This window comes from Pseudoroseicyclus sp. CXY001 (assembly GCF_041714655.1).
Lineage (GTDB): Bacteria > Pseudomonadota > Alphaproteobacteria > Rhodobacterales > Rhodobacteraceae > Pseudoroseicyclus_A.
Map to the genome: position 1 here is coordinate 1,064,016 of NZ_CP168219.1, position 19,525 is coordinate 1,083,540.

23 protein-coding genes are annotated in these 19,525 nt (G+C 68.9%); 12 read left to right on the plus strand and 11 right to left on the minus strand.

All coding sequences use genetic code 11. From position 1 onward, the window contains the following. Nucleotides 1-50: 50 nt before the first annotated feature. Nucleotides 51-1,139, minus strand: coding sequence for an alkylphosphonate utilization protein (locus ACAZ03_RS05270; protein ID WP_373356345.1), 1,089 nt, complete (start codon nt 1,137-1,139; stop codon nt 51-53). Between the two features lie 244 nt (nt 1,140-1,383). Beyond that, a complete protein-coding gene (locus ACAZ03_RS05275) occupies nt 1,384-2,115 on the minus strand; it encodes a Crp/Fnr family transcriptional regulator (RefSeq protein WP_373356346.1) in 732 nt (243 codons plus the stop codon). Nucleotides 2,116-2,241: 126 nt separating this feature from the next. Between ACAZ03_RS05275 and ACAZ03_RS05280 the strand changes: the two genes are divergently transcribed. The 3 genes from ACAZ03_RS05280 to ACAZ03_RS05290 all read left to right on the plus strand — a co-directional run bounded on the left by ACAZ03_RS05280 (nt 2,242) and on the right by ACAZ03_RS05290 (nt 4,044). Next, nucleotides 2,242-2,661: a hypothetical protein gene (locus tag ACAZ03_RS05280; RefSeq protein WP_373356347.1), complete on the plus strand. Its 420-nt coding sequence runs from the start codon at nt 2,242-2,244 to the stop codon at nt 2,659-2,661. 90 nt (nt 2,662-2,751) lie between these two features. After that, a complete protein-coding gene (locus tag ACAZ03_RS05285) occupies nt 2,752-2,940 on the plus strand; it encodes a PLDc N-terminal domain-containing protein (RefSeq protein WP_373356348.1) in 189 nt (62 codons plus the stop codon). Between the two features lie 9 nt (nt 2,941-2,949). Continuing rightward, a complete protein-coding gene (locus ACAZ03_RS05290; protein WP_373356349.1) occupies nt 2,950-4,044 on the plus strand; it encodes an AI-2E family transporter in 1,095 nt (364 codons plus the stop codon). 105 nt (nt 4,045-4,149) lie between these two features. On the opposite strand, the gene ACAZ03_RS05295 is transcribed toward ACAZ03_RS05290, so the two are convergent. The 3 genes from ACAZ03_RS05295 to ACAZ03_RS05305 form a co-directional block, all read right to left on the minus strand. Next, entirely contained in the window at nt 4,150-4,551 is a 402-nt protein-coding gene (locus tag ACAZ03_RS05295; protein WP_373356350.1) for a PRC-barrel domain-containing protein, read from the minus strand. Between the two features lie 109 nt (nt 4,552-4,660). After that, nucleotides 4,661-5,017 carry a hypothetical protein gene (locus tag ACAZ03_RS05300; RefSeq protein WP_373356351.1) on the minus strand — a complete coding sequence of 119 codons (357 nt, stop codon included), beginning with the start codon at nt 5,015-5,017 and terminating at the stop codon, nt 4,661-4,663. Continuing rightward, nucleotides 5,017-5,361, minus strand: coding sequence for a YqjD family protein (locus tag ACAZ03_RS05305; protein ID WP_373356352.1), 345 nt, complete (start codon nt 5,359-5,361; stop codon nt 5,017-5,019). The genes ACAZ03_RS05300 and ACAZ03_RS05305 overlap by 1 nt, the downstream gene beginning before the upstream one ends. A 170-nt stretch (nt 5,362-5,531) precedes the next feature. Between ACAZ03_RS05305 and ACAZ03_RS05310 the strand changes: the two genes are divergently transcribed. Together ACAZ03_RS05310 and ACAZ03_RS05315 are read left to right on the plus strand one after the other, a co-directional pair. Beyond that, a complete protein-coding gene (locus ACAZ03_RS05310; RefSeq protein WP_373356353.1) occupies nt 5,532-5,705 on the plus strand; it encodes a DUF1328 family protein in 174 nt (57 codons plus the stop codon). 72 nt (nt 5,706-5,777) lie between these two features. Beyond that, nucleotides 5,778-6,251, plus strand: a complete 474-nt coding sequence (locus ACAZ03_RS05315; RefSeq protein ID WP_373356354.1) for a Dps family protein — start codon at nt 5,778-5,780, stop codon at nt 6,249-6,251. A 103-nt stretch (nt 6,252-6,354) separates the two neighbouring features. On the opposite strand, the gene ACAZ03_RS05320 is transcribed toward ACAZ03_RS05315, so the two are convergent. After that, a complete protein-coding gene (locus ACAZ03_RS05320) occupies nt 6,355-7,167 on the minus strand; it encodes a response regulator (RefSeq protein ID WP_373356355.1) in 813 nt (270 codons plus the stop codon). Nucleotides 7,168-7,285: 118 nt separating this feature from the next. Between ACAZ03_RS05320 and ACAZ03_RS05325 the strand changes: the two genes are divergently transcribed. The 4 genes from ACAZ03_RS05325 (at nt 7,286) to ACAZ03_RS05340 (ending at nt 11,490) form a co-directional block, all read left to right on the plus strand. Beyond that, nucleotides 7,286-7,432 (plus strand): NepR family anti-sigma factor, encoded by a 147-nt coding sequence (locus ACAZ03_RS05325; RefSeq protein ID WP_373356356.1) that lies wholly within the window; start codon nt 7,286-7,288, stop codon nt 7,430-7,432. A gap of 65 nt (nt 7,433-7,497) precedes the next feature. Then, a complete protein-coding gene (locus ACAZ03_RS05330; protein ID WP_373357045.1) occupies nt 7,498-8,055 on the plus strand; it encodes an RNA polymerase sigma factor in 558 nt (185 codons plus the stop codon). Beyond that, entirely contained in the window at nt 8,052-9,800 is a 1,749-nt protein-coding gene (locus ACAZ03_RS05335; protein WP_373356357.1) for a sensor histidine kinase, read from the plus strand. The genes ACAZ03_RS05330 and ACAZ03_RS05335 overlap by 4 nt, the downstream gene beginning before the upstream one ends. A gap of 10 nt (nt 9,801-9,810) precedes the next feature. After that, nucleotides 9,811-11,490 (plus strand): phosphatidylserine/phosphatidylglycerophosphate/cardiolipin synthase family protein, encoded by a 1,680-nt coding sequence (locus tag ACAZ03_RS05340; protein ID WP_373356359.1) that lies wholly within the window; start codon nt 9,811-9,813, stop codon nt 11,488-11,490. A gap of 126 nt (nt 11,491-11,616) precedes the next feature. Here the strand turns inward: ACAZ03_RS05340 and ACAZ03_RS05345 are convergent, their stop codons facing one another. The 5 genes from ACAZ03_RS05345 to ACAZ03_RS05365 all read right to left on the minus strand — a co-directional run bounded on the left by ACAZ03_RS05345 (nt 11,617) and on the right by ACAZ03_RS05365 (nt 17,122). Next, entirely contained in the window at nt 11,617-13,032 is a 1,416-nt protein-coding gene (locus tag ACAZ03_RS05345; RefSeq protein WP_373356360.1) for a PRC-barrel domain-containing protein, read from the minus strand. Nucleotides 13,033-13,261: 229 nt separating this feature from the next. After that, on the minus strand, nt 13,262-13,990 hold the full coding sequence (locus ACAZ03_RS05350; RefSeq protein WP_373356361.1) for an SDR family NAD(P)-dependent oxidoreductase: 729 nt from the start codon (nt 13,988-13,990) through the stop codon (nt 13,262-13,264). Next, nucleotides 13,987-15,066, minus strand: coding sequence for a class I SAM-dependent methyltransferase (locus ACAZ03_RS05355; protein ID WP_373356362.1), 1,080 nt, complete (start codon nt 15,064-15,066; stop codon nt 13,987-13,989). The genes ACAZ03_RS05350 and ACAZ03_RS05355 overlap by 4 nt, the downstream gene beginning before the upstream one ends. Continuing rightward, on the minus strand, nt 15,063-15,812 hold the full coding sequence (locus tag ACAZ03_RS05360) for a DUF1365 domain-containing protein (protein WP_373356363.1): 750 nt from the start codon (nt 15,810-15,812) through the stop codon (nt 15,063-15,065). Before ACAZ03_RS05360 ends, ACAZ03_RS05355 begins: the two co-directional genes overlap by 4 nt. Nucleotides 15,813-15,823: 11 nt before the next feature. Then, entirely contained in the window at nt 15,824-17,122 is a 1,299-nt protein-coding gene (locus ACAZ03_RS05365; protein WP_373356364.1) for an NAD(P)/FAD-dependent oxidoreductase, read from the minus strand. Between the two features lie 360 nt (nt 17,123-17,482). Between ACAZ03_RS05365 and ACAZ03_RS05370 the strand changes: the two genes are divergently transcribed. The 3 genes from ACAZ03_RS05370 to ACAZ03_RS05380 all read left to right on the plus strand — a co-directional run bounded on the left by ACAZ03_RS05370 (nt 17,483) and on the right by ACAZ03_RS05380 (nt 19,450). Continuing rightward, nucleotides 17,483-18,013, plus strand: coding sequence for a sigma-70 family RNA polymerase sigma factor (locus tag ACAZ03_RS05370; protein ID WP_373357046.1), 531 nt, complete (start codon nt 17,483-17,485; stop codon nt 18,011-18,013). A gap of 44 nt (nt 18,014-18,057) precedes the next feature. After that, the gene (locus ACAZ03_RS05375) at nt 18,058-18,705 is read left to right on the plus strand and encodes a ChrR family anti-sigma-E factor (protein WP_373357047.1); all 648 of its coding nucleotides are present in this window, start codon (nt 18,058-18,060) and stop codon (nt 18,703-18,705) included. Between the two features lie 160 nt (nt 18,706-18,865). Further along, on the plus strand, nt 18,866-19,450 hold the full coding sequence (locus tag ACAZ03_RS05380; RefSeq protein WP_373356365.1) for a PDC sensor domain-containing protein: 585 nt from the start codon (nt 18,866-18,868) through the stop codon (nt 19,448-19,450). Nucleotides 19,451-19,525: the final 75 nt, after the last annotated feature.

The window sequence follows — 19,525 nt, forward strand, 5'->3', positions numbered from 1 at the left end:
CCGCATGCCGCCGCTGACTTGACCTTTTGCAATCTCATCCGCCGCGGGCCTCAGGCGGCCACCACCTCCGGCGCCCCCGCCTGCTGAAGGCGCTCCGATAGGCCGGGCGCGGCCCAGACCAGCCGCCCGGCAACGATGGTCGCCGCCACATTGCCGCTCGCGGCATCGAGGATGGTGAGGTCCGCCCGGCGCCCGTAGTCGATGACGCCACGGTCGGGCAGGCGCAGGATCTCCGCCGGGCGGCTGGAGATCAGCGCCCAGGCGGCCGGCAGGCCGATCTCCTTCGCCAGCATCAGGGCGGCGGCCACGAGTGCCCCCGGCGCATCGGCGGAGACGAGGGCGTCGCATTGTCCGCGGCGGAGGATCGGCAGCGGCGCCGGCTCCGCCCTCGCCCGCAGCAGCGCCGGCGCCGGCAGGAGCACCGCATCGCCCACGGCACGGGCCACGGCGGCGGGGGCGGGCGCGGCGGGCGTCACGCAGATGCCGGCGCCGATCATCGAGTAATATTCGCGGGTCTGGGCGTCGGGGTCGAAGCGGCTGCCGTAGAGCGTGCCGAGCGTGTCGAAGGCATCGGCGAGCCGGCAGAGGAAGCGCGGCACCTGCCCGCCGAGCTCCCGCGCCGCGGCGGCGGTGGAGCCCGGCGCAGCTTCGTTCGGCAAGCTGTTCTGAAAGGTCACGAAATCCAGCTTGTGGCGGCGCACGGCGGACACGATCCGGTCGAGGCTGCCGGGCATATGCGTCTCACAGGCGAGCTGGAGGCGCAGGTCGATCCCCGCCGAGGGCCGGTAGGCGCCGAGCGCCTGCAGCACCGCCTCTGCCATCTCGGGCGCCGCCACGCCGCCCGCCCAGCTCCACCCCTGCACCGCCCAGGCCGTCGTCACGCCGGCCCGCGCCAGCGCCCTGTCGGTGGCCGCAAGCGCCCCTGCCGGGCCGGAGCGGCCGGGCAGGGCGGCGGCCAGAACGCCTGACTGCAGATCGACGATGCCGGGGAGGATGAGATGGCCCGAGAGGTCCGCCTCGGGCAGCGGGCCCTTCGAGATGACGCCGCCCTCCATCGCCACGGTCCGCTCCTGCATCTCGCCGTCGCGCAGCACCGCCGCGCCGGTGAGGCGCAGCGAAAGCGGGCGGCGAGGGGGCATCTGGCGGGGGGCCATCGGCAAAAGCTCCTTGTTGGCCAAGGCTTTTGCCAGTGGTGCATGTCAGCGGCATGACAGCCGGCCTCCGGGAGGCGACGGGGCCGGCGTGGCCTCAGCGGCGGATGCCGATCATCACGATCCAGATGAGGCCGGTCACGGCGACGCCGGTGAGCGTCCCTGCGACGAAACTGAAGATGTCCATGACCGTCTGCCTTCCTTTCCCGGCGCGGCGGGGCCTGTCGCCCGCTCAGATCAACGGGCGTCTGGGCGGCGGCTCGAGCTCGAGCCCCGCCATCTCTGCCATCGGCTCCAGACCCGGAATGGCCAGTTGCCCGTCCTGCCAGCGCACGAGGTTGTGGCGGCGCAGGCGCGCGAGTGTCTTGTTGGTATGAACGAGCGAGAGGCCGAGAAGATCCGCGAGATCCTGTTGACGGAAGGGGAAGGGCATGAGCCCACCGCCGTTGACCATCCCGAGCGCCTGGCCGCGCTGATAGATGCGCACGAGGGCCCAGGCGATGCGGTCGGAGGCGTCGCGCTGGCCGACGGTTGCCAGCGCCTCACCGAGGAAATGCTCCTCCATCGCCGCGAGCCAGGTGACGTCGAAGCCGCGGTTGGGGCTGGACCGGACGAATGAGTAAAATTCGTTGCGATCGAAGACGCAGAGCGTCATCTGCGTGCGCGCGACGACGGAGTGCTTCATCTCTCCCATGACGCCGGCCTGAAGGCCGACGAAGTCACCGGGAAAGATGATGTTCAAGACCTGCCGGCTGCCGTCCGCGAGGCTCTTGTAGCGCAGGCCCATGCCGCTCAGGGCCGTGTATAGCTGGGCGGAACCGGCCCCTTCGATGAGCAGATGCGTGCCGGGCTCGATGGTCATCTCACCCGCCTTGAAGGCCTCGGTCTGGCGGACCTCATCGCGGGTCATCTCGACGAAATGCTCGCGGCGGCGGAGCGGACAGGCGCTGCAGGGCGTCGTCATCGGCAGCTCCCGGCGGTCGGGGCGCCAAATGATAACGTTTGATGACATATGTCACAGTTTAATGAGCGCTGCGCCGCCGCATGTGATCTTGCGCCCGTAAGTTGTGAACCTGGGAAGGGGTGAGTCTTGTCTTCACTACTCGTCATTTGCGCGGAATCCCTTGTCGCCGACGATATTTGCGAGAACCTCGCGATGCGGTTCCCGGGCGATGACCTCATCCGGTTTCGATCGTTTTCTGACGCAAGGAACGCACAGGAAGGAACTTCCGTTCCAAGACTTGTGGTTGTTTCTCATGAACTCAAAGACATCGCGTCGGCCGAGGCCGCCGCGCGCTTTGCCGAAGCGGGAAGCGCCGTCGTGCTCCTGCAGGCGGATTACGAGCCCGCAAACGGGGCATCGCACGATACGGCCCACGCCGCCCATTACGCCGTCCTGACCTTGCCCTTCTCGGACGCCTCGCTGAACGAGGCTGTCGACAAGGCCCTGAGGTTGGTGGCGCCGCCCGCGGCGCCGCGGCAGGGAGAGGGGCCGGCGCCGGCGCCCTGATGCCGGGGCGGAACCTTGCACCCCGGCCGGCGTTGTGACCGAAAGGCCGCGCGGAGAGGCGTGCGGCAATCATTTTCACAGGAGAAATCCATGTTCAGCGCTATCGGCGGCCTTATCGTTCTTGCCCTCGACATCTGGGCCATCGTCTCGATCATCAGCTCGTCCGCCTCGACGGGCAGCAAGGTGCTCTGGACGCTGCTCGTGCTCATCCTGCCGGTCCTCGGCTTCATCATCTGGCTCATCGCCGGGCCGCGCTCTTCTGCGCCGCACAAAGCCTGATCCACAGCCATGGTGAAGGGAGAGGGGATTGGCCGCGCCGCGATCGTCGTGATCGCGGCGCTTGCCATTGGCTTCACATTACAGGTCGCCGAGGGCATCGTTGCGCCCATTGTGCTGGCCCTGGTCGCCGGCGTCGTCCTGTCGCCGGTTTCTGACACGTTGGAGCGCTGGGGGGTGGGCCGCACGTTCGGGGCGCTTATCAGCCTGATCCTTACGATGAGCGTCGTCGTGCTTCTGGTGCTGGCACTGCAGCCCATCGCCATGCGGCTCATCGAATCCCTTCCCAAGGTGGCGCGCGACCTGAATGACGCGCTCGGCAATCTCCGGGGCACGCTGGCCGATCTGTCCTCGATGTCCGAAGACATGGCCGACACCTTGTCCGGGGCAGAGCCCGGAACGGCCGAGGCGGCGGCTGCCGCGGCGCCGGCGGCGTCGGGCGAGGAGCTGCCCGATGTGCGCGACGCGCTGCTGCTCGCGCCGTCGATCCTCGCGCAGGTCATCGTCTTCGCGGGGACGCTCTTTTTCTTCGTGGCGACGCGCGACGAGGTCTACGGGTTCCTGCGCCGGGTGCTGCCCGGCCATGACGGCCGGCCGCTGCAAACCAGCGACCTGCGCCGCGCCGAACGGCGGGTGGCGCATTACTTCCTGACGATCACGCTCATCAACACCTGCCTCGGTGTCATGGTCGCCGGGGCGCTGAAGCTCATCGGGCTGCCGGGGGCGCTGCAATGGGGCCTGCTGGCGTTCTTCATGAACTTCGTCGTCTATCTCGGCCCCGCCGTCTTCGGCATCTCGCTGCTGATCGCCGGGATCGCCGCCTTCGATGGCGCCTATTCGCTGCTGCCGGCGGCGAGCTTCTTCCTGCTCAACATGATGGAAGGCCAGTTCATCACGCCCTCGCTGGTCGGGCGAGAGATGCGGATCAACCCGCTGCTGATCTTCCTGTCTGTGACCTTCGGCCTATGGATCTGGGGGCCAATCGGCGGGATCGTGGCCATTCCACTTCTCGTCTGGTTCCTGGTGGTGCTGACGGGACGCGCCGGGGCCGTCGACCCCAGGCCGCTCTTTGCGGCAGAGGATAGCGGAAAGCCGGCGGGGGACTGACCCCCCCGTCGACGGGCCCCCGACGGGCCACGGCAAGGGAAAGACAGACAAGAAAAGGGGCGGCGCATCATCTGCGCCGCCCCTTTTCTTTGTCGTTCAGTTCTCTCAGCTCTCGAAGACCGGCAGCGCATCCAGCCCTTCGGCGGTCATGGACGCCTGCACGACGAAGGCGCCGTCCGGCATCGACATGACCTGCATGTCGGCCATCTCGAGGGCGACCTCACGCTGGGAAAAGAGCCCGCCGACGGAGACGACGGCGCCGCTGATGGCGCCATTGCCGTCGATGAAGAGCTCCGCGACGCTGCCGACCTGCCGCTGGGCGGCATCGAGCACCGGGGCGGCGATGAGGGCATCGACGTTGACGCCGGTGAAGGTCAGGGCGCTCGCCGGGATGACGGTGCCGTCGACCGATTGTTCGGTCATAGCCGCCGGGGTGACGGCGGGGATGGCTGCGGCGGCGACGCCGCCGGTGGCTGCAAGAGCGAGTGCAATACCTTTGCCGATCATGGCAGTGATCTCCTCGTTCGGATCGCGTTGTTGCAGGTACAACGCAACAACCGCGCCCGGGGTTTCGGGCGCGGCTGCGAAAACTTGTCAGAATATCAATAAGGTGAGGTCAGCGCGGCCTGCGGCTGGAAAGCCCGGCCCCGAGCCCCTGGGCAAAGGCCATGGCAACTGAGCTGACGAGCGTCGGCGTGAGGACGCCGGGGGTGGCCGCCGTCGGCGCCGCTGCCGCCACGGGGGCGGCGACGGGACGGGGGCGGCGCGTGAGAATAAGGACAAGGACGAAGGCCATCAGCATCCAGAAGCCGCCGATGCAGAGCGCCGCGATCAGGTGACCCTGCGCGGCGGCGATGGCGATCCAGGCGGCCGCCGTCAGGCATCCCAGCCCGACGGTGAGGCATAGAAGAGCGGCAACGCCGAGAACGGCGTTGCGCGCGATGGCGGCGGCGGCGAGCCGGAGGCGCAGCATCACTTGCGGCGCGACAGGACCAGCCCGACGAGGAAGCCGATGCCGGTCGCAAGCCCGATGGCGGCGGCGGGGTTCTCGCGCACCTGCGTGGTCGCGGTCTCGGCAGCGCCTTCGGCGGCGCGGCGGGCGGCGCTCGAGAGTTCGGCCACGGCCGCTTCGCTGCGGCTGCGGATCACCTCGGCGCCCTGCACGGCGTTGCTGCGCAGGAGTTTCTTCTGCGTCGCGCCGATCTCGGCGGCCTGCTGGGACAGCTCGGCAAGGTCTTCCTTGAGCGTCTCGAACTGCTTCATGAAGTCGGCAAGAGTCGCCTCAACGCCGTTGTTGCTGGAACCTCTGGCGGGCATGTCTGCCTCTCCTCATGACCATTTCATCCGCCTCTGTAATGCGCGGGCGCCGGAAAGGTTCCGTCTTTTCAGGAAATTCTTCGTCCGGGAACCGGGGTTGGCACGTTGGCGTTTGGTTTTCAAATCGGGCGAAGGCGCCCAATCGTTGAAACCATACCTAGGAGGCTCCCATGCTTGGCTGGGCTCTCACGTTCCTCGTCGTGGCGATCATCGCCGCTGTGTTCGGGTTTGGCGGCATCGCGGCCGGTGCCGCGAGCATCGCGCAGATCCTGTTCTTCATCTTCCTCGTCCTCTTCCTCGTCGCCGCCATCGCCGGCGCGCTCCGGGGCCGCCCGCCGATGTGATCGGCCGGACGAGACGCACCCTCACGGGCGGGGCCATGCCCCGCCCGTTTCATTGAGACGAAGGAGAAGACCATGACCGCTGCCCAATCGCTCCACACCGGTGTCCGCAACGAGGAAAGCGTCGCCGCCGCGCTCGCGAGCGCGCTGGCCGATACCTACCGGCTGATGGCCAAGACGCATATCTACCACTGGAACCTCGAAGGCCCGCAGTTCTTCGCGATCCACAAGCTGACCGAAGAGCAATACGAGGATCTCTTCGCCGCCGCCGACGAGATGGCCGAGCGCATCCGCGCCCTGGGGCTGAAGGCGCCGGCGACGATTGCCGAGCTGACGACGGGCAATGTCATCGACGAGGCCATCAGCGACTTCGCCGTGACCGAGGTGGTCAAGAGCCTCGCCGCCGATCACGAGCGCCTGGCGCACCGGCTTCATGCGGTGATCCGCATCGCCGAAGGCCAGAACGATCCGGTGACCGCCGACCTGATCACCGCGCGCTCCGCCGCCCATGAGAAAGCCGCCTGGATGCTCCGCGCGACCCTCGGCTGAGCCGATAAAAAGAGCCCGCCGGAGCAAATCCGGCGGGCCCGAGAAACCAGCGCCGCCCGCAGGACTGAAATAGGGTGGGCGGCGCTGAAACTGGTTTGCGAGGTCAGGCGTGCAGCGTCTCCGTCGACGAGAAGAAGCTGGCCTGGCTGACGGCCGAGCGCACCTGATCTTCCGAATAGGGCTTGGTGATGACGAAGGCCGGCTCCGGCCGTTCGCCCGTCAGGAGCCGCTCGGGGAAGGCGGTGATGAAGATCACCGGAATGTCGCCCGCGAGCCCGAGGATCTCGTTCACCGCCTCGATGCCCGACGAGCCGTCGGCGAGCTGGATGTCCGAGAGGATCAGATCGGGCTTCTCCTTCTTGAAGAGCTCGACCGCCTCGGTATGCGTCCGCGCCACGCCGGTGATGGCATGGCCCATGTCGGCGACGATGTCCTGGATATCCATGGCGATGATCGGCTCGTCCTCGATGACGAGCACGCGGCCGGTGATGCTCTCTTCCATCTCGCGGCGGGCGGTGTCGATCAGATGACGGACCTCGCTCTCCTCGATCTCCATGATCGTGGCGATGTCGCCGGCCGAGAACTCCTCGATGGTGTAGAGGAGCAGCGCCTCGCGGGTGTTCGTGGTCAGCCGTGCCATATGGCTCTGGGCGCGGCGGGCGAGCCCGTTGTCGCCTTCGCCGACAGGAGCGCCGGAGGAGCTCCAGATCAGATGGAAGGCACGGAAGAGCGCGACCTTCTTGGAGTGCCCCTGATCGAAGACGGATCTGTCGGTCAGAAGTGCTTCCAGCGTGGCCGCCACATAGTTGTCACCGCTCGTCTGGCTCCCGGTCAGCGCACGCGCATAGCGGCGCAGATAGGGCAGAAGATCTGCAACGGCGACGGAGAGAAACGACGGCTCAGTGGCCTGCGACATTTTTTACCCCTTTTAGTACTTTTCGCGGAACCGAACGTGCCGGATAGCGTTTGGTTCCGACTGGAGCAGAAAAAAACGTAGCTAGACGTCAGTGGTGCGAAAGGTGCCGAAGGGGACAATGCCTGAAAAACATCAAAAAGACGATCTGGAGCAGATGATCGATAGCAACCTCCGCAGGGTCTTCCAGCAAGAGGTTGAACGTGAGCTTCCCGATCGATTTGTCGAGCTGCTGAAGCAGCTCAAGGAGCAGGACAGCCATCCATGAGCTCTGCTCGCAAACGTCCGGATGACAAGGGACAGGGCAACAAGGGCCCGGGCGACAAGGAGGCGATGGATCCGCGCGACGAGATCCTCGTGCACCTTCCCTCGCTCCGAGCCTTCGCCGTGTCGCTGACCCGGAATTCATCGGCCGCCGACGATCTGGTGCAGGACACCATCGTCAACGCCTGGCGGGCGATCGACAGCTTCAAGCCCGGCACCAACATGCGTGCCTGGCTCTTCACCATCCTGCGCAACGCCTTCTATTCGGGCCGGCGCAAGATGAAGTACGAGGTCGCCGATGCAGACGGCGTCATGGCGGCGAGCCTCTCGGTCAAGCCGCAGCATGACGGGCGCCTCGCGCTCAACGACTTCCGCAAGGCCTTCACCGAATTGCCCGACGAGCAGCGCGAGGCGCTGGTTCTGGTCGGCGCCTCGGGGATGACCTACGAGGAAGCGGCCGAGACCTGCGGCGTCGCCGTCGGGACCATCAAGTCCCGCGTCTTCCGCGGCCGTGCCCGGCTGGTCGAGATCCTGCAGCTTTCCGATGATGAACCGCTTGAGATGACCGACGCCGCCACGCTCGCCGTGGTGACCGACGGGCGGCAATCTCGGAAGGCGGCCTTTTGACGTCTGTCCTCTCGCGGCTGCGCGAGCGATCCCATTCGCTCACCTTCCGCATCGCGGCGCTGATGGCCCTTGCGCTTCTGCCCATCGGTCTCATTTCCGTGAACCAGACCTATCTGCTGCTGAAGGAGACCGACAAGAATTCGTCGGCCAACCTTCTGTCGCGCACCGCCGAGGCGGCGGCGCGCGAGGCGAGCCACATCCAGGCGGCCTTCGGGGCGGCACGGATGCTGGCCGCCGCGGCGCCGCTTCTGCGCAACGAGGGCGAACTCTGCGAGGCCGGGCTGGCGCGCTTCCTCGACCGGGCGGACCCCGTGGCCTTCGTCGGCTATGTCTCGGCTGACGGCATCGTCCAATGCGCCTCCGACGGGGTGGGGACGGATGTCTCCGAGCGGCCGAGCGTGGTCGACATGGTCGAGAACCCGCGCGAGCGGGCGATGGTCATCGGCGACGGCGCCATCACGCAGCGCGCCGTGGTCGCCGTGGGCGTGCCGGTCATCAGCGCCGAGGGCGACTACAACGGCTTTGTCACCGTGTCGCTCGAACATGGCGCGCTGGCCGAGGCGATGGTCGACGGCGCCGCCGCCTCCGACCGGCCGATCAACCTCGTCACCTTCAACGCCAGCGGCGAGATCCTCACCGCTGGAGAGAATGCGGGCTCGCTCGAGCGGCAGCTTCCGGCCAATGCCGATCTCGCCAATCTCGCGCGCATCGGTCGCACCGCCTTCATCGGCACGACCGAGTCCGGCCAGAGGCGCTTCTTCGCCGTGGTGCCGATCGAGCAGGGCGTCGTCTTCGCGCTCGGCTCCTGGGCCTACCGCGCCGACAGCGTCATCGCCGACGGGCTGCACGTCGCCTATTCGCTGCTCTTCCCCGCCGCCATGTGGCTCGCCGGGCTGGCGGTGGCCTTCTTCTCCGTCCAGGCGATGGTCATCAAGCCGACGCGGAACCTGCGGGCCCGGATGCTCATGTTCATGCGCAACCGCCGCATCATCCCGCGCAACCAGAGCCCCTGGGAGCCGCAGGAGCTCGTCGACATGGACGAGACCTGGCAGCTTCTGGCCGAAAGCGTGCTGCGCGACGAGGCGGAGCTTCACAATTCGATCCACCAGAAGACGGTGCTCCTCAAGGAGGTGCACCACCGGGTGAAGAACAACCTTCAGCTCATCGCCTCGATCATCAACATGAAGATGCGCAAGATGAGCGACCCGGCCGAACGGCGGGTGCTCGTTGAGCTGCAGCACCGCGTCGCCTCCATCGCGCGGGTGCATCAGAAGCTCTACGAGACCTCGGCGGAAGAGCGGGTCCGCGCTGACGAGCTCTTCTCCGCCATCGTCGAGCAGACGGCGGCGGCCGGCGTCGGCGGCGTCAATGCAAGTGGCGCCGAGATCGACCTATCTCAGAACTATGAAGAAGTCGTGCTCTACCCCGATCAGGCGGTGCCGATGGGGCTCGCCCTGTCGGAGCTGGTGATGAACGCCTTCAAGTATATCGGCGCGCCAGAGGGCGAGACCCCGTGGATCGCCATCGACCTGCACACAGACGAGAGTGGCGGCGCGGTGCTCGACATCCGCAACAGTGTGCCCCCCGCCGGCGACGCGCCGGAGCCTCGCGGCGATGGCCTCGGCAGCAAGCTCGTCAACGCCTTTGCCCGCCAGCTCGGCGGCACCTTGAGCGAAACCAACGACGGCCGCGAACACCGCACCGTCCTGTCCTTCCCCATCGCCGCCTTCCAGGATGCAGCCTGATGGGGAGGGCATGAGCGGCGCAGAAGGCACACAGAATGAGGCCGGGCAGCCGGCTGCGGGAGGACTGACACCGGCGCAGGCGCAGAAGCCGTCAGCAGGGGCGTCTGCCGGCTCGCCCACGCTCGCCCCCGTCGCCGGGCCGACCCTCGGGCCGGCCGAGGGCGCCGGCCGCATCCGGCTTCTCATCACCGCCGAGGAGGCCTATCCGACCTTCGAGCGGCTCGTCCTTTCCGCCGAGCGCGAGATCGTCATGGGGTTTCGCATCTTCGATCCCCAGACAGAGCTGCGCTCGGCCGAGGGGCTGGCCATCGGCCGCACTTGGGTCGACCTTCTCGTTCATGCGCTCCGCCGCGGCGTGGACATCCGGCTCTGGCTCTCCGATTTCGACGGCGCTGCGGCGACGGATCTCCATCAGGGCACCTGGAAGACCGTGAGCATTCTCACCGGCATCCGCGAGCTTGCGGGGGCGGAGGCGCCCGGCACGCTGACCGTGTTGCCGCGCCTGCACCCCTCGCGCCCGGGGACGCTGGCGCGCGTGCTGCTGACGCCGCTGATCCGCACGCGCCTGTCGAAGGTCGCCCGCGAGGCGCTGAAGGAGAAGCGCGAGGGCCATGGGCAGGGGCTGAAGACCATGCCCGGCGTCAGCGCCATGCTCCGGCGCCGCTTCGGGCAGGGGATGCCCTCCTGGCCCGTGACGCATCACCAGAAGCTCGCCTCCGTCGACGGCCGCTGGCTCTATATCGGCGGGCTCGATCTCAACGAGCGCCGCTGGGACACGCGCGGCCATGACCAGGTCTCGCAAGGCACCTGGCACGATCTGCAGGTGCTGATCGACGATCCCGGCCTCGCCGAGGCCGGGCGGGCGCATCTGGAGAATTTCGACGATGTGACCGAGGCACGCGCCGATCCGGTGCCGGCGGCGGGTCTCTTGCGGACCATCTCCGCCCGGCGGCGCAAGTCGCATCCCTTCCGGCTCGGCCCGAAGAAGGTCGTCACCGAGATCGAGACGCGCCACCATGCGCGCATCAAGCGCGCCACGCGGCTCATCTATCTGGAAACGCAGTTCTTCCGCGACCGGGATCTGGCGCGGGCGCTCGCCGCGCGGGCGCGGGAGGTTCCCGACCTCAAGCTGATCCTCGTCATGCCCGCGGCGCCCGAGACGGCCGCCTTCGACGATCCGCCCACGCTCGACGCGCGTTACGGCGATTATCTGCAGCTCGCCTGCCTCGACATCGTCCGCGCCGCCTTCGGCGAGGAGCGGATGCTGGTTGCGAGCCCGGTGCAGCCGCGCGTCTGCCGTGACGACGATTGCCCGGCGCCGCGCGCCTGCCTCGCCGGCGCGCCGATCGTCTATCTGCATTCCAAGCTCTCGGTCTTCGACGGGGCGGCGGCGATCCTGTCCTCCGCCAATCTGAACGGCCGCTCGCTCCATTGGGATACCGAGGCCGGCGTCGAGCTGACGGCGGAGGACGAGGTGTCCCATATCCGCAAGCGCATTCAGGAGATGTGGCTCGGCGAACCGGCCGAGCTCCATCCGCTCGACGATGCCTTCGATCACTGGGTGGAGGCCGTCCACCGCAATGCCGCCGAGCCGCCGTCCGAGCGGCACGGCTTTCTCGTGCCCTACGATCCCGCCGCCGCCCGCGCCCAGGCCGTGCCGCTGCCGCTCGTCCCGCCGGAAATGGTCTGAGGCAGGGCAGGGGCCGCAGGAGGCCGCGTCCTTCGCCACGGTCACACGCCACTCAGCGAAAAAGAAAAGGGCCGCACCAATGGTGCGGCCCTTCCCTTTGGGTCTGACGACCCGGATGGATCAGAGTTATTCCATCTCGGTGTATTCGTCGGCGCGGGCCTTGAGCTGGTCTTCGGTCGCGGCTACGAAGATGCGCAGGTCATCGCCGGCTTCGTCGCGCAGGATCTGCAGCTCTTCGAAGCCCACTTCCACGCGGTCCTGGCCGATGCCGAGGAACCCGCCGACGTCGATCAGCGCGTACTCGATCATGCCGTCATCGGAGAGAACCACGTCGGCAACCTTGCCGATCCGGTCATCTTCCGTGCCGAACACCGGGGCGCCCTGCAGGTCTTCCGCCGTCAGGGCCGCAGCCTCGACATTGGCATAGCCTTCCATCTCCATCGACGGGGCATCCCAGAGGTCACGATCGCCTTCGGCAACCATGGTGTCATCCGCCATGTCGGCGTCTTCCATGGTGGCGTCGTCTTCGGCAACCATGGTGTCTTCGCCAGCGTCAGCCGGCTCTTCCATGGTGGCATCGCCTTCGGCCACGACGGTCTCGTCGGTCATGTCGGCGTCTTCCTCGACGGCGGCATCGCCTTCGGCCACGACGGTCTCGTCGGTCATGTCGGCGTCTTCTTCGACGGCGGCATCACCTTCGGCCACGACGGTCTCATCGGTCATGTCGGCGTCTTCCTCGACGGCGGCATCACCCTCCGCCACGACGGTTTCATCCGTCATGTCGGCGTCTTCTTCGATCGCAGCTTCGCCTTCGGCGACCATGGTGTCGTCTTCGCCTTCGAGCACATCGCCCGATTCGACGGTGGCGTCGGCTTCGGCCATCGCGGTGTCATCGACCGCGACGTCGCTTTGGGCTTCGACCTCGCCTTCGGCGACCATCGTGTCGTCGCCCATGGCATCGGCTTCGGTGCCCTCTTCGAGCGCGTCATCGCCTTCGGCGACGAGCGTGCCGCCTTCGACGTTTTCGTCCATGACGGCGTCGTCATCGGCGTCCATCGAGGTGTCGGCCACCTCGTCGGTCATGACCTCGCCCTCTTCGTAGGCGGACTGGTTCTCCAGCGTGGCACGGTCGCCCGCGTAGACGACGAAGAAGTTATCGTCGCCGCCGTTCTCGGTGTAGAAGCTGAGCTCCTCGAGCTGCGTGGCCACGACCTTCTCGCCGATGCCGAGGAAGCCGCCGACGTCGATCAGGACGGAGGTCAGCTCACCGTCGTCGCTGAACACGAGGTCACCGACCTCGCCGATGTCGTCCCAGCCGTTCTCAAGGCCGGCCGTGAGTTCGGCGCCGTCTTCGCTGACGTAGACGCGCTTGCCGATCAGCTCCTGAGCTTCGAAGCTGCCGAGTTCGATTTCGACAGCGGCATATTGCTCGTCGGCCAGCACAGCCGCGTCACCGTTGTCGATCGCATCTGCCGTTTCCTGAGCCACGGCCGGTCCGGCCAGGATCGCGAGAGCGGCGATAATGGAATGAGAGGTCCTCATGGTGTTCCTCCTGCAATGTCTTGCACAGTTTCTCCGGCAGGGATCCCTGCCTTGTATGCCGCTTCAACTCGCCATCTCGGGGAAGGTTCCGCGCTGTGCCGCGACAATTGCGGCGCGCGCTCATGACCCTGCGGTCATGCGCGGAATCATGCTTATCTTACGCAAGGAAAAGCGAAAATCCGCGCCCTGTCGTCGTTCCGTCGCGGCCCCGGTTGGAACCCCGGGGGGCTCACATGAGCCGGTCCCAGAGCCGATAGGGGATGAGGGCGCTCCAGCGGAAGAGCCAGGCGAAGGGCGCGGGGAAGTCGCGGCGGAAGCGGCCGCTGTCGATCAGGCGCATCACCTGGGCCGCGGCCTCCTCCGGCTCCATGATCTGCGGCATGGAGAAGTCGTTCTTGTCTGTCAGCCGGGTGCGGATGAAGCCGGGGTTGGCGATCTGCACCTTGAGGTCTGTCCCCCGCAGGTCGGAGCGCATGCTTTCGGCGAGGCTCAGAAGCGCCGCCTTCGGGGCCGAATAGCCGATGGCGCCCGGCAGGCCGCGAAAGGCGGAGAGCGAGCCGACCAGGACGAGCCGCCCCGAGCGGCGGGCCAGCATCGCCGGCAGCGCCCGGCCGATCAGGCGGAGCGCGCCGAGGAAGTTGGCGTCGACCATGGTCTCGGCCTGCTCCGCGTCCCAGTCCTTCGCCGACATCGGGTCGTAGAGGCCGACGGAATAGAGAAGCGCATCCGGCGCCCCGGCTTTCTCCACCGCCGCATGGATGCTCGCAGGGTCGCTCACATCCATCGGCAGCACGGTCGCGTCGCGGCATTTGCCCGCGATCTCGGCCAGCGCCTCCTCCCTCCGGGCAGAGAGGATCAGCCGGCAGCCGCGCTTGTCGAGCGCCTCGGCCAGCGCCGCGCCGAGACCGGAGGAGGCGCCGACGATCCACCAGGTCTGGCCGGAGAGATCCGTGCTCATCGTCCCGCCTCGCCGGCATGGGTCAGCTCGATCTGCACGACCTGCCGCTGGCCGAGCGCAAAGGCGGCGGCCGCGGAGTCGAACTGCCAGCGCCAGCGGCGCAGCATGTCTTCGCCGAAGCCGAGCGCCAGGGCACGGGGGCGGGCGGCCTCCAGCCGCGCCGACCAGTGGCGCAGCGTCCGCGCGTAATCGGCGCCGAAGGCGAAGCGCTGGCCGGGGGCGAGCCCGGCGAGCACGGCGAGGCCGGTGAGCCGCGCCTCCTCCTCCGGCCCGTGGGTGACGGATTGCAGAAGCGCCCGGCCGCCATCGGCCAGCCGCGCGCGCATCTCGGCGAGGAGCCGGGGCAGGGCGGCGGAGCCCGCCGGCTCTATGGCCGCGATGCCGCCGTACCGGCCCGGCGCGCCCCTGGCGGCCAGCCGTACCTCGGCCCGCCCGTCGAGCCGCGCGTCGGTGAAGGAGGCCTGGGCGGGATGCTCGGCGAGGCCGGTGGCCCGGAGACCGCGCGCGGCGGCCCGCTCCAGAAGCCCGCCCCAGCCGCAGGACATGTCGAGCAGCCGCGGCGCGCCGCCGATCCGGTCGAGCACCCGGTCGTACTTCCGTGACTGGGCGCGGCCGAGGTCGTCATCGCCGGGCTGGAAGAGCGCCGCGGTGAAGCTCATCCCCGGATCGAGGAAGAGCTGGAAGAACTCGTTGCCGGGCAGGGGGGCACCGCGGCCCCGGCCGGGCCCCGGATGCAGCCCCGCCGGACATCTCTGCAAAGCGCGGAGCGGGCCTGAGGCCAGCGGGCCGGGGCGCAAAGGAAAGGCCGCCCGGTTCTCGGCGAAGAGCCGGGCGAGCGCCTCGGGCTCCGGCGAATGCCAGAGGCCGCGGGCGAAGCTCTCCGCCAGCAGATCGGGCCGCTGCGAGAGGAGCGGCGGCGCGGCGGCCCAGTCGTTGAGCTCCAGATGCGCCGCGCGCGGGCCGCTGCCGTAGTGCCGCTCCTGCCCGCCGGGCAGGGTGACGTTGAGCTGGCCGGCCTCCACCGCCTCGCAGGCGGCGAGGAAGCGGGTGGGGGCGCCGGGGGGGCGGCGGATCATGTCAGTTCCTCCTTGGGGGGCAGGGGGCGCGGCCGGTAGCGGGCGCCCTTGGCCTTGAGCCGCAGCGCCTGCCAGTAGATCAGCGCCCCGGTGCGCAGCCCCCCGAGCGGCAGGCGCAGGCCCGCCGAGAGGAGCGCGCCGTTGGTCATCGGCCGGCGGCGGCCGAAGAGCGTCGCATGCAGCCGCTCGGCGCCGTCCTCATGGGTGATGAGGATGCCGATGCGCTCCTCCGAGATGTCGAAGCCGAAGGTGTACTCCCCCGCGATCTCGCGGAAGGGCGAGACGTGAAAGACCTTCTCGGCCTTGAGCCGGTCGGAACGCAGGATCGGCGCGAAGCCGGACTTCGCGACGAGGTAGGAATGCCGATCGCCGAAGGTGTTGTTCACCTCGGCGATCACCGCGATCAGGTTGTCGCCGCGCAGCGCCAGCCAGAAGCTCACGGGGTTGAACCCCATCCCCATCAGCCGCGGCTGCGCGAGGAGGAGGAGCCGCTCGTCCTCGCCGATCACCAGCCCGTGCGAGGCGAAGGCCTCGCGCGCCCAGGGCGCGCCGCGCCCGGCGCCGCGCTGGCCGCCGTGGTCGATGTCGCGCACGGCGGCGAAGCCCCGGCGGCGGGAGAAGAGGGTAGGCCCCGGCGTTCCGGCCTCGAGCGAGATAAGCACGAAGGGCACGCGGGTGCGGAAGGCATGGGAAACGCGCCCCTCCCGCGCATGGGTCGTCACCGCATCGACGAACTCCGGTCTCATGCCTTGGGGCCTCATGCGAGCGCCATTTGCGGGGCGAGCTGGGGGGCCATGGCCTCGGCGACGCGCACGGCGCTGGCGAACCCGTCCTCGTGGAAGCCGTGCCGCATCCAGGCGCCGGCATAGAAGGTGCCGCGCTCGCCCTGCATCGCCTTCAGCCGCTGCTGCGCCGCGAGCGCCCCGGCATCGAAGACCGGATGGCGGTAGGTCACCTCGTCATAGATCGCCTCCTGCCGCACGGGGCGGACGGGGTTGAGCGACACGAAGAGCGGATCGTCCTGGGGGATATTCTGCAGGCGGTTCATCCAGTAGGTGACGCCGATGCGCGGTTGCTCGGCGGCGCCTTCAGACTGGTAGACCCAGGACGACCAGCAGGTCCGACGCCTGGGCATCTGGCCTTCATCGGCGTGAAGGACGGCGTGATTGTCCTGATAGCGGACGGCCGAGAGCGCCTGCCGCTCGGCCTCGGACGGGTCGGTCAGCAGCGCCAACGCCTGATCGGAATGGCAGGCGAGGATCACCTGGTCGTAATGCTCCGCCTCGCCGCCGACGGGGCGCAGGCTGATGCCCCGGCCCGGATGCCGGGTGACGGAGGCGACGGGGGCGCCGCGGCGGAGCGTCGCGCCGGTGGCGGCGAGATGCGCCTCGAGCCGGCGGACATATTCCACCGAGCCGCCATCCACCGTCCACCATTGGTGCTGTCCGCTGGCGGAGAGGAGCGCGTGGTTGCGGAAGAAGGCGAGGAGCGCCAGCGCCGGATAATCGCGGATCCGCGCCGGCGGGGTCGACCAGATCGCCCCGCAGAGGGGCAGAAGGTAATAGCGTTCGAACCAGGGGCCGAGCCGGAGGGCGTCCATCAATTCGCCGATGCTCTGCCCCTCGCGCGCCGCCGCCTCCGCCCCGGAATTGAAGCGGAAGATGTCACGCAGCATCCGCAGGAAGCCCGGGCGCAGGAGGTTGGCGCGCTGGCCGGAGAGGGCAGAGAGGTCCCGCAGCCCGTATTCCACCCGGCCGCCGTCGATCGTCGCGCCGAAGCTCATGTCGCTCTTCGCCACCGGCACGCCGAGCTCGTGGAACATCCGCGTCAGATGCGGATAGGTCGCGTAGTTGAAGACGATGAAGCCTGTGTCGACCGGCTGGTCGCCGCGCTTGCCGGCGATCACCGTCCGCGCATGGCCGCCGAGGCGCGGCTCGGCCTCGAAAAGCGTGACGCGGTGCGAGGGGGCGAGCAGCCAGGCGGCCGCGAGGCCGGATATGCCCCCGCCGACGATGGCGATCTTCTGGGGGCGGGTCGGCGCGAAGTCGAATGACATGCAGGTCCTCTTCGGTGGATTGCAGGAGATACGGGGCGCGCGCCGGTGTGGATCACTCGGGGCAGGGCGGGGCAGGGCCAGACGGCCGCGGCACGGACGTCCGGTGCCCGACGGACAGCGAGGGTGTGGGGCCAGCCCCCACTCCCCCGGAGTACTTGCAAGAAAGCGAGGGGGCGGTGGCGCGGAAGTGATCCGGGGCGGGGGGCCTTGCGTATCCCTGGCATGTTGATCGAGACCGCCCGTCCTGCGACATTGACCAAGGCGCCCCGGCGGCGCCCGGGGGCGAGCCATGCGGGCGGGGATGTGAGCGTGACGGACGATCGGGCGGGCGTGCCGCCCCTTGCGGAACAGACGCTGCAGATGCTCGCCGTCCGCGACCGTCGCGACCGGGCGGCCTTCGGCAAGCTCTTCGACCATTACGCGCCGCGCCTGAAGGCGATGGCGATGCGGGGCGGCGCCTCCGCCGCCCTGGCCGAGGATATCGTGCAGGACGTCATGCTGACGATCTGGCGCAAGGCCGATCAATACGATCCGGCGCGCGCCCCGGTCTCTGCCTGGATCTTCCGCATCGCCCGCAACCGGCAGATCGACATCGCCCGCCGCAACCGGCGGCCCGAGCCCGAGCTTCTGGTCAGCGCCGCCGAGGCGGATGCGCCGGACGAGGGCTCGGCCGGCGACATGCTGGCGCTCGCGGAAGAGAGCGAGGCCCTGCGCGCCGCGCTCCGCGCCCTCTCTCCCGAGCAGCGCGCGGTGATCGAGAGCGCCTATCTCGGCGATCTCACCCACCGCGAGATTCATGCCGAGACCGGCCTGCCGCTCGGCACCATCAAATCCCGCATCCGGCTCGCGCTCGAGCGGCTGCGGCACGAACTGAAGGACCTCCGCCCGTGAGCCCGCCCGTGACCTCTTCCGTGAGCCCCTCCGCGCCCGGCCCGATGCCCGGCCCGATCTCGCATCACCTGCCCGAGGCGATCCTCGCGGCCTATGCCGGCGGCAGCCTCGGCTATGCCTTCGAGCTGGTCGTGGCCGCGCATGTCTCGCTCTGCGACGAATGCCGCGCCCGGCTCGGCGCGCATGAGGCCGCCGGCGGTGCGGTGCTGGAAGAGGTCGGCGCCGCCGCCCTCTCGCCCGATCTGCGCAGCCGTCTCCTCGGCGCGCTTGCGGACGAGGCGCCGTCTCATGCGGCTCCGCAGGCGCCCCGCCGCGACGGCCCCTTCCCGGCGCCCGTGGTCGCGGCACTGGGCGGGCGGGCGCCGCGCTGGCGGAGCCTGACCGGCGGCGCGAAGCAATGCATCCTCGAGGACGAGGCGGCCGGCTCCGTCCGGCTCCTGTCGATCCCGCCGGGCGCGGCGATGCCGGAGCACGGGCATGGCGGGCTCGAGCTGACGCTCGTCCTGCAAGGGGCTTACCGCGACGCGGGCGGGCGCTACGGCGCCGGCGATGTCGCGGTCGAGGAGGATGACGACGGTCACCAGCCCGTCGCCGAGCCCGGCGAGACCTGCATCTGCCTCGCCGCCGCCGATGCGCCCCTGCGGTTCCGCGGCATCGGCCCGCGGCTGGCGCAGCGCTTCTTCCGCATCTAGGCGCGGCGGCCCTTCGCCGCCCCCGGCCGCGCCGGGCGCGGCCGGGCCGCGTCTCGCGGTGGTCGGGCCGCGCCCGTTCATCTTCTGTCAGCACCTGTCGGCTATCCCGGCGCGGTCAACCTCGCAACCGGGGCCCCCGCCCCTGACCGACAGGACGCACATGATCAATCGCACCCTCCTTTCCGCTGCCCTCGGCACGGCCCTTCTCGGCGCCGGCTCCGTCGCGCAGGCGACCGAAATGAACGCCGAGACGCAGGCCTTCTACACCGAGACGGTCTATCCGCTGATCACCAGCGCGGCGGTGCTCGACGCGGTCGCCGCCCAGAATGCCCAGACCCATGGCTATACGGCCGACGATATCGCCGCCCTCGACCGGCAATGGGCCGCCGAGATCGGCCGCGCCGATGCCGAGCTGATCAACTCCGTGACCGGCTCGGCCCTCTCCGCGCAGCTGCGCGAGATGATCGAGGGCTCGAACGGCATCTATACCGAGATCTTCCTGATGGACGCCCAGGGGCTGAACGTCGCGAGCAGCGGCGTGACCTCCGACTATTGGCAGGGCGACGAGGCGAAGTTCCAGGAGAGCTTTGGCGCCGGCGCCGATGCCTTCCACCTCAGCGAGGTGGAATTCGACGAGAGCGCCCAGGCCTATTCGGTCCAGGTCTCCTTCCCCATCAACGACCCGGCCACGGGTGAACCGATCGGCGCCATCACCTTCGGGGTGGATGCCACCGTTCTTCAATGACGGCAGGGCGGGCCTCTGGCCCGCCCCAGCGGCCGCCGGGGGGCGGCGCCGCGCCGGCTGTGACGCATGAAAGGT

Coding starts and splice junctions, on each gene's coding strand:
- ACAZ03_RS05270 (WP_373356345.1), bottom strand. CDS start 1,139: ATGCCCCCTCGCCGCCCGCTTTCGCTGCGCCTCACCGGCGCGGCGGTG.
- ACAZ03_RS05275 (WP_373356346.1), bottom strand. CDS start 2,115: ATGACGACGCCCTGCAGCGCCTGTCCGCTCCGCCGCCGCGAGCATTTC.
- ACAZ03_RS05285 (WP_373356348.1), top strand. CDS start 2,752: ATGTTCAGCGCTATCGGCGGCCTTATCGTTCTTGCCCTCGACATCTGG.
- ACAZ03_RS05290 (WP_373356349.1), top strand. CDS start 2,950: ATGGTGAAGGGAGAGGGGATTGGCCGCGCCGCGATCGTCGTGATCGCG.
- ACAZ03_RS05295 (WP_373356350.1), bottom strand. CDS start 4,551: ATGATCGGCAAAGGTATTGCACTCGCTCTTGCAGCCACCGGCGGCGTC.
- ACAZ03_RS05300 (WP_373356351.1), bottom strand. CDS start 5,017: ATGCTGCGCCTCCGGCTCGCCGCCGCCGCCATCGCGCGCAACGCCGTT.
- ACAZ03_RS05305 (WP_373356352.1), bottom strand. CDS start 5,361: ATGCCCGCCAGAGGTTCCAGCAACAACGGCGTTGAGGCGACTCTTGCC.
- ACAZ03_RS05310 (WP_373356353.1), top strand. CDS start 5,532: ATGCTTGGCTGGGCTCTCACGTTCCTCGTCGTGGCGATCATCGCCGCT.
- ACAZ03_RS05315 (WP_373356354.1), top strand. CDS start 5,778: ATGACCGCTGCCCAATCGCTCCACACCGGTGTCCGCAACGAGGAAAGC.
- ACAZ03_RS05320 (WP_373356355.1), bottom strand. CDS start 7,167: ATGTCGCAGGCCACTGAGCCGTCGTTTCTCTCCGTCGCCGTTGCAGAT.
- ACAZ03_RS05325 (WP_373356356.1), top strand. CDS start 7,286: ATGCCTGAAAAACATCAAAAAGACGATCTGGAGCAGATGATCGATAGC.
- ACAZ03_RS05330 (WP_373357045.1), top strand. CDS start 7,498: ATGGATCCGCGCGACGAGATCCTCGTGCACCTTCCCTCGCTCCGAGCC.
- ACAZ03_RS05340 (WP_373356359.1), top strand. CDS start 9,811: ATGAGCGGCGCAGAAGGCACACAGAATGAGGCCGGGCAGCCGGCTGCG.
- ACAZ03_RS05345 (WP_373356360.1), bottom strand. CDS start 13,032: ATGAGGACCTCTCATTCCATTATCGCCGCTCTCGCGATCCTGGCCGGA.
- ACAZ03_RS05350 (WP_373356361.1), bottom strand. CDS start 13,990: ATGAGCACGGATCTCTCCGGCCAGACCTGGTGGATCGTCGGCGCCTCC.
- ACAZ03_RS05355 (WP_373356362.1), bottom strand. CDS start 15,066: ATGATCCGCCGCCCCCCCGGCGCCCCCACCCGCTTCCTCGCCGCCTGC.
- ACAZ03_RS05360 (WP_373356363.1), bottom strand. CDS start 15,812: ATGAGACCGGAGTTCGTCGATGCGGTGACGACCCATGCGCGGGAGGGG.
- ACAZ03_RS05365 (WP_373356364.1), bottom strand. CDS start 17,122: ATGTCATTCGACTTCGCGCCGACCCGCCCCCAGAAGATCGCCATCGTC.
- ACAZ03_RS05370 (WP_373357046.1), top strand. CDS start 17,483: ATGCTCGCCGTCCGCGACCGTCGCGACCGGGCGGCCTTCGGCAAGCTC.
- ACAZ03_RS05375 (WP_373357047.1), top strand. CDS start 18,058: ATGCCCGGCCCGATCTCGCATCACCTGCCCGAGGCGATCCTCGCGGCC.
- ACAZ03_RS05380 (WP_373356365.1), top strand. CDS start 18,866: ATGATCAATCGCACCCTCCTTTCCGCTGCCCTCGGCACGGCCCTTCTC.